Origin of the sequence: Mycobacterium sp., from assembly GCF_049802695.1 — a bacterium.
Classification (GTDB): domain Bacteria; phylum Actinomycetota; class Actinomycetes; order Mycobacteriales; family Mycobacteriaceae; genus Mycobacterium.
In genome coordinates this window covers 1-6,773 of the sequence record NZ_JBARMY010000277.1, presented here as the reverse complement: position 1 = coordinate 6,773, position 6,773 = coordinate 1, and the positions used below count along the sequence as shown (strand labels likewise).

The following is a 6,773-nucleotide window of genomic DNA, read 5'->3' as shown; positions in this document are numbered from 1 at the left end:
CAGTAAGCGCGAACCCGCTGTCCACGGCAGGCTGGCATGGTGAAGTAGACAGCGAAAGAACTGCCGCGAGCCGAAAGCGAGGTGCCTGTGCTAGGTCTACCGGATGCCGTGCACGCCTGCCTGTTCGATCTCGACGGTGTGCTCACCGACACCGCCGGCGTGCACACCAGAGCCTGGAAGGCCATGTTCGACGATTTTCTCCGAAAACGCGCCGATGAGAAGGGCGAAGAGTTCGTCCCGTTCGACCCCGAATCCGACTACCTGCAGTACGTCGACGGAAAGCCACGGGAAGACGGCGTCCGGTCCTTCCTGGAAAGCCGCAACATCGAACTGCCCGAAGGCGACGACGACGATCCGCCCGACGCCGACACCGTGCACGGCCTGGGCACCCGCAAGAACGATGCGTTTCAGAAGACGCTGCACGAAGACGGTGTCAAGGTTTTCGAAGGGTCGCGGCGCTACCTGGAGGCGGTCAAGGAGGCTGGGCTGGCCATCGCCGTCGTCTCGTCCAGCGCCAACACCCGCGACGTGCTCGAGATCGCTGATCTCGACCAGTTCGTCCAGCAGCGGGTGGACGGCATCACGCTGCGTGAGGAGCACATCGAAGGCAAACCGGCTCCTGACTCGTATCTGCGGGCAGCCGAGTTGCTCGACGTCGAACCCGGTGCGGCGGCGGTGTTCGAGGACGCCATCTCCGGGGTGGAGGCCGGTCGCGCCGGCAACTTCGGCTACGTGGTGGGCGTCGACCGGCACGATCAGGGCGACGAACTGCGCGAGAACGGCGCCGACGTCGTCGTCAAAGATCTCGCCGACCTGCTGGATGACGATTCATGATCACCGAGGACGCCTTCCCCATCGAGCCCTGGCGGGTGCGGGAAATCAAGCTCGAGCTGAACATCCTGGCGCAGTCGGAGTCGCTGTTCGCGCTGTCCAACGGGCATATCGGATTGCGCGGCAACCTCGACGAGGGTGAGCCGCACGGTTTGCCCGGCACTTATCTCAACTCGTTCTACGAGGTGCGGCCACTTCCCTACGCGGAGGCGGGGTTCGGCTTTCCCGAAGCCGGTCAGACCGTCGTCGACGTCACCAACGGCAAGATCATCCGACTGCTGGTCGACGACGAGCCGTTCGACGTCCGCTACGGCGAACTGATCGAGCACGAGCGCACACTGGATCTGCGCGCCGGCACGCTGACCCGTAGGGCGCACTGGCGCTCACCGGCGGACAAGCAGGTGAAAATAGTGTCGACCCGGCTGGTGTCGCTGGCCCAGCGCGGCGTCGCGGCCATCGAGTACGTGGTCGAAGCAATCGACGACTTCGTCCGCGTGACCCTGCAATCCGAGCTTGTGAGCAACGAAGACCAGCCGCAGACGTCCGGTGATCCGCGGGTAGCGGCGGTGCTGGACAACCCGCTCGAGGCCGTCGACCATGAGTCCTCCACCGACCTTGGTGCACTGCTGATGCATCGCACCAGAACCAGCGGATTGATGATGGCCGCGGTGATGGACCACGAGATCGACGTGCCCGGACGCGTCGAGGTCAGCACCGAAGTACGTGCGGATCTGGCCCGCACCACCGTCATCTGCGGGCTTCGGCCGGGGCAGAAGTTGCGCATAGTCAAGTACCTCGCCTACGGCTGGTCGAGTCTGCGCTCGCGTCCCGCGCTGCGCGACCAGGCCGCGGCCGCGATCACCGGCGCGCGCTATTGCGGGTGGCAGGGCCTGCTCGACACGCAGCGGGAGTACCTCGACGACTTCTGGGACAGCGCAGACGTCGAGATCGAGGGCGACCCGGTGATCCAGCAGGCGGTGCGGTTCGGGCTGTTTCACCTGTTGCAGGCCAGCGCGCGGGCCGAAGTCCGCGCGATCGCGGGCAAGGGCCTCACCGGCAGCGGGTACGACGGGCACGCGTTCTGGGACACCGAGGGATTCGTTCTCCCGGTCCTGACCTATACCGCACCGCATGCGGCGGCCGACGCGCTGCAGTGGCGGGCATCCACTCTTGACCTGGCCAGGGAACGCGCGGCCGAACTCGACCTGGCCGGCGCGGCTTTTCCGTGGCGGACCATCCGGGGCCAGGAGTGTTCGGGCTACTGGCCGGCCGGCACGGCGGCGTTTCACGTCAACGCCGACATCGCGATGGCGTTCGAGCGGTACCGCATTGTCACCGGGGACCAGTCGCTGGAAGAGCAGTACGGCCTGGAAGTGCTGATCGAGACCGCACGGTTGTGGCGCTCGCTGGGTCACCACGACCGGCACGGCGTCTGGCACATTGACGGTGTCACCGGACCTGACGAGTACACCGCGATCGTGCGGGACAACACGTTCACCAATCTGATGGCGGCGCACAACCTGCGGGTAGCCGCCGACGCATGCAGCCGGTACCCGGAAAAGGCGCGCGCGATGGGTGTCGACACCGAGGAGACCGCGGCCTGGCGCGACGCGGCCAATGCCGCCGCCGTTCCTTTCGACGAAGAGCTGGGCGTGCACCAGCAGTGCGAAGGCTTCACCACCTTCGCCGAGTGGGATTTCGAGAATCACACGAAATATCCGCTGCTGCTCAACGAGCCGTATGTGCGGCTCTACCCTTCGCAGGTGATCAAGCAGGCCGATCTGGTGTTGGCGATGCAGTGGCAGAGCCATGCGTTCAGCCCCGAAGAGAAGGCGTGCAACGTCGATTATTACGAGCCCCGCACGGTGCGCGACTCGTCGTTGTCGGCGTGCACCCAGGCGGTCATGTGCGCTGAGGTAGGCCATCTGGAGCTGGCGCACGACTACGCCTACGAGGCCGCGCTGATCGACTTACGCGATCTGCACCACAACAGCAGCGACGGTCTGCACATGGCGTCGCTGGCCGGCGCCTGGACCGCAATGGTCGCCGGCTTCGGTGGCCTGCGCGACGACGAGGGCGTGCTGTGGCTCGACCCGCAGCTGCCGGATGCGTTTGCGTGCCTGCGATTCCGGTTGCGGTGGCGGGGATTTCGGTTGACGGTCTGCGCCAGCCACGACGAGGTGACCTACACGTTGCGCGACGGGCCTGACGGTGAAGAACTCACGATCCGCCATGCCGGTGAGGAGCTCACGCTGAGCACCGAGGAGTCGACGACCGTGCCGGTGCGGCCGCGCAAGCCTCTGCTGGCGCCCCCGTCGCAGCCGCCCGGCCGCGAGCCGATGCACCACCGCGTGGTAGCCACTCCGAAACAACAGTGAGCCAGCTGGGCGGATCAGCGCGGTTGGAGGATTCGCGCCATTTCTTCGCCGACAGCACGACGCAGATCCGTGGTGGGCAGCTCGTCGATACCGGCTGCCGAGCGCAGGATCGGCTCGAACAGTCGCCAGCCGAATTGCAGTGCGAGCGCATTGGCAACCGCCAATCGTGCGCCGGCATCGCTGTCGTGGCGTGGACGAACCTGCTCGAATAGTGCGGCGACGTTGGGGAAGCGTTTCTGCAGCTGGCCGGCCGGATAGCCGTCGAGCAGGGTGCGGGCCATCACCCGCAACTGCTGATCGGCGGCAGCTTCGATCTGCTCGGCCGGCACCCCGCCGGCCAGCAGCTCGGTCATCTTGGCGCCCAGGTGGTCGAGCACCGCGCCGACCAGTTGCTCCTTGGTTCCGAAATGACGAAAAACCAGCCCGTGGTTGACTTTCGAGCGCGCGGCGATGTCGCGGATCGATGTGGCGGCCGGACCGTGCTCGGCGAACAACTCGGCGGCGGCGGTCAGGATCGCCGCGGCCACTTCTTCCCGGCCGAGCGGTGCGTCTTGCCGTTTGGACGTTGACACGCGCGTAGTCACATGACTACAGTAGCGGATACGCATGTGTAGTCAAGTGACTACAATTGGCCGGTATCAGCCGTGCTTCGAGGTGAGGAGCCGCGATGACCACTTCTGCAATTACTCCACTGACCGTGACGAAGTTGGGCAGCCGCATCGGCGCCCGGGTTGACGGGGCACACCTGAGCGGCGACCTGGACGCCGGCACGGTTGACGGGATCCGGCGGGCGCTGTTGTCCCACAAGGTCATCTTCTTTCGGGGTCAAAACCATCTTGAGGACCACGGGCAGCTCGCGTTCGCCGGCTTGCTGGGCACGCCGATCGGCCACCCGGCAGCGGCAATGCTGGCCGCCGGCACGGCCCCGATCATCACGCCGATCAACTCCGAGTACGGCAAAGCGACGCGCTGGCACACTGACGTCACGTTCGTCGCGAACTACCCATCGGCCTCGGTACTGCGTGCGGTCACACTGCCCAGCTACGGCGGATCCACCCTGTGGGCCTCGACCGCGGCGGCCTACGCCGGGCTGCCCGAACCATTGAAGTGCCTTGTCGAGAATCTCTGGGCGCTGCACACCAACCGCTACGACTACGTGCCGACCGAGCAGGAGTCCGCGATGACCGACGCGCAACGGGCGTTCCGGCAGGTGTTCGAGAAGCCGGATTTTCGCACTGAACATCCGGTCGTGCGGGTGCACCCGGAAACCGACGAACGTACCCTGGTTGCCGGTGATTTCGTCCGCAGCTTCGTCGGCCTGGACAGCCACGAGTCGCACGTGCTGTTCGAACTGCTGCAACGCCGAATCACCATGCCGGAGAACACTATTCGGTGGAACTGGGAGCCGGGTGACGTGGCTATCTGGGACAACCGGGCGACCCAGCACCGGGCGATCGACGACTATGACGACCAGTACCGGCTGATGCACCGGGTGACGCTGATGGGCGATGTGCCCGTTAGCGTGCACGGCCACCGCAGCCGCGTGGTCAACGGCGCCCCGCTGGAGGCGGTCGCAAGCTGAAGCGCGCGCCGGACGGGTGTCAGCCCGCCGAACTGATCGGCTGGATCGGTATCCAACGCAGCGCGGCCGGCGCGTCGGCGGGCACCACCGGATGCTCGGGCGGGATCGGCTCGAGCCTGCGATAGGGCTCGCCCGGCGCCGGCCGCAGGTCGTGCTGGCCCTTGTTCGGCCACAGTGCGGCAGACCGCTCGGCTTGCGCGGTGATCGAAAGTGACGGGTTGACGCCGAGATTGGCCGAAATGGCCGCGCCGTCGACCACCGACAGCGTCGGGTACCCGTACACGCGGTGATAGGGGTCGATGACGCCCTCCTCGGGGGTATCGCTGATCGCCGCACCGCCGAGGAAGTGCGCGGTCAGCGGGATGTTGAACAGCTCGCCCCAGGTGCCGCCGGCGACGCCGTCGATCTTCTTCGCGATTCGCCGGGTGACTTCGTTGCCGACCGCGATCCAGGTGGGGTTCGGCTCACCATGGCCCTGCTTGCTGGTGAACCAGCGAATGCCCAGCTTGCCGCGCTTGGTGAACGTGGTGATCGAATTGTCCAGGTTCTGCATGACCAGCGCGATCATGGTGCGCTCGCTCCACTGCTTGGGGTTGAGCAGCCGCAGCGTGCCGCGCGGATCTTGGCTGGCCGTCGCGATCAGTTGTCTCCAGCGCGGCACGTCGGTGCCGCCGGGGCCCGGTCCGTCGGTCATCAGCGTCTGCAGGAGCGCCATCGCGTTAGAGCCCTTGCCGTAACGGCAGGGCTCGACGTGGGTGTCGGACGTCGGATGAATCGACGACGTGATCGCCACCCCGTGCGTCAAGTCAAGATTCGGATCCACTTTGAACTTGCCGGCTCCGACAATCGCCTCGGAGTTGGTGCGGGTCAACATACCCAACCGCTCGGACAGTCCGGGCAGCTTGCCCTTGTCGCGCATCTTGAACAGCAGGCGCTGCGTGCCGTAGGTACCGGCGGCCAGCACCAGGTGAGATGCGGTGAAGGTGCGCTTCTCCTTGCGAATCCATCGACCGGTGCGCACTGTCTGAACCTCCCACAGACCATCGGACCGCTGTTCGAAGCCGGTCACGGTGGTCATCGGGTGGACTTCGGCGCCGGCGGACTCGGCGAGGTACAGATAGTTCTTGACCAGTGTGTTCTTGCCGTTGTGCCGGCAGCCGGTCATACACTCCCCGACTTCGCGGCAACCGGTGCGCGCCGGTCCGGCACCGCCGAAGTACGGATCGGGCACCGTCTTGCCGGGCGTCTTCTGCCCGTCCGGACCGAAGAACACCCCGACCGGCGTGGGCACCCAGGTGTCGCCGATACCCATGTCGTCGGCGACCTCCTTCATGACGCGGTCGGCGTCGGTGAAGGTCGGGTTGCGGACCACGCCCAGCATCCGCTGCGCCTGCTGGTAGTGCGGCATGAGCTCGGCACGCCAGTCGGTGATGTGCGACCACTGCTTATCGGCGAAGAACGGCTCGTTGGGCACGTACAAGGTATTGGCGTAGTTCAGCGAGCCGCCACCGACCCCAGCACCGGCTAAAATCATCACATCGCGCAGCAGGTGGATGCGCTGAACGCCGTAGCAGCCCAGCTTGGGCGCCCACAGGAAGCGGCGCAAATCCCAGGAGGTCTTGGCAAAGTCCTTGTCGGCGAAGCGCTGGCCGGCTTCGAGCACGCCGACGCGGTAACCCTTCTCCGTCAGCCGCAGCGCTGTGGTGCTGCCGCCAAACCCCGAACCGATGATCAGGACGTCGTAATCCGGCTTCATCGCACCATTATGACCGACCGGTAACAAGCGCTGGTAGGAGTATTGCGTTTTCATCGCCACTCTGGCGTGACTCGGCGCATCCCGCTCAGCTGCCGACAGTCAGCCCGACCTTCTGAAACTCTTTGAGGTCGCAGTAGCCCGCCTTGGCCATCGATCGGCGCAGCCCGCCGACCAGGTTCAGCGAACCGAACGGGTCGTCGGAAGGGCCGTTGAGGACCTGCTCCAA

General features: G+C 65.9%; 5 protein-coding genes and 1 pseudogene. 3 read left to right on the top strand and 3 right to left on the bottom strand.

What is annotated here, in order from left to right:
- Positions 1 to 87 precede the first annotated feature (87 nt).
- Together WA317_RS11350 and WA317_RS11345 are read left to right on the top strand one after the other, a co-directional pair.
- A complete protein-coding gene (locus WA317_RS11350) occupies positions 88 to 834 on the top strand; it encodes a beta-phosphoglucomutase family hydrolase (protein WP_425173119.1) in 747 nt (248 codons plus the stop codon).
- On the top strand, positions 831 to 3,209 hold the full coding sequence (locus tag WA317_RS11345) for a glycoside hydrolase family 65 protein (protein WP_425173118.1): 2,379 nt from the start codon (positions 831 to 833) through the stop codon (positions 3,207 to 3,209). Before WA317_RS11350 ends, WA317_RS11345 begins: the two co-directional genes overlap by 4 nt.
- Before the next feature lie 14 nt (positions 3,210 to 3,223).
- Here the strand turns inward: WA317_RS11345 and WA317_RS11340 are convergent, their stop codons facing one another.
- A complete protein-coding gene (locus tag WA317_RS11340; RefSeq protein ID WP_425173117.1) occupies positions 3,224 to 3,793 on the bottom strand; it encodes a TetR/AcrR family transcriptional regulator in 570 nt (189 codons plus the stop codon).
- Positions 3,794 to 3,876: 83 nt separating this feature from the next.
- Here WA317_RS11340 and WA317_RS11335 point away from each other — a divergent pair, with 83 nt between their 5' ends.
- Positions 3,877 to 4,791: a TauD/TfdA dioxygenase family protein gene (locus WA317_RS11335; RefSeq protein ID WP_425173116.1), complete on the top strand. Its 915-nt coding sequence runs from the start codon at positions 3,877 to 3,879 to the stop codon at positions 4,789 to 4,791.
- 19 nt (positions 4,792 to 4,810) lie between these two features.
- Here the strand turns inward: WA317_RS11335 and WA317_RS11330 are convergent, their stop codons facing one another.
- Positions 4,811 to 6,547, bottom strand: coding sequence for a GMC oxidoreductase (locus tag WA317_RS11330; protein WP_425173115.1), 1,737 nt, complete (start codon positions 6,545 to 6,547; stop codon positions 4,811 to 4,813).
- Between the two features lie 85 nt (positions 6,548 to 6,632).
- Positions 6,633 to 6,773 (bottom strand): annotated as a pseudogene (locus tag WA317_RS11325) (GuaB3 family IMP dehydrogenase-related protein); the annotation flags it as partial.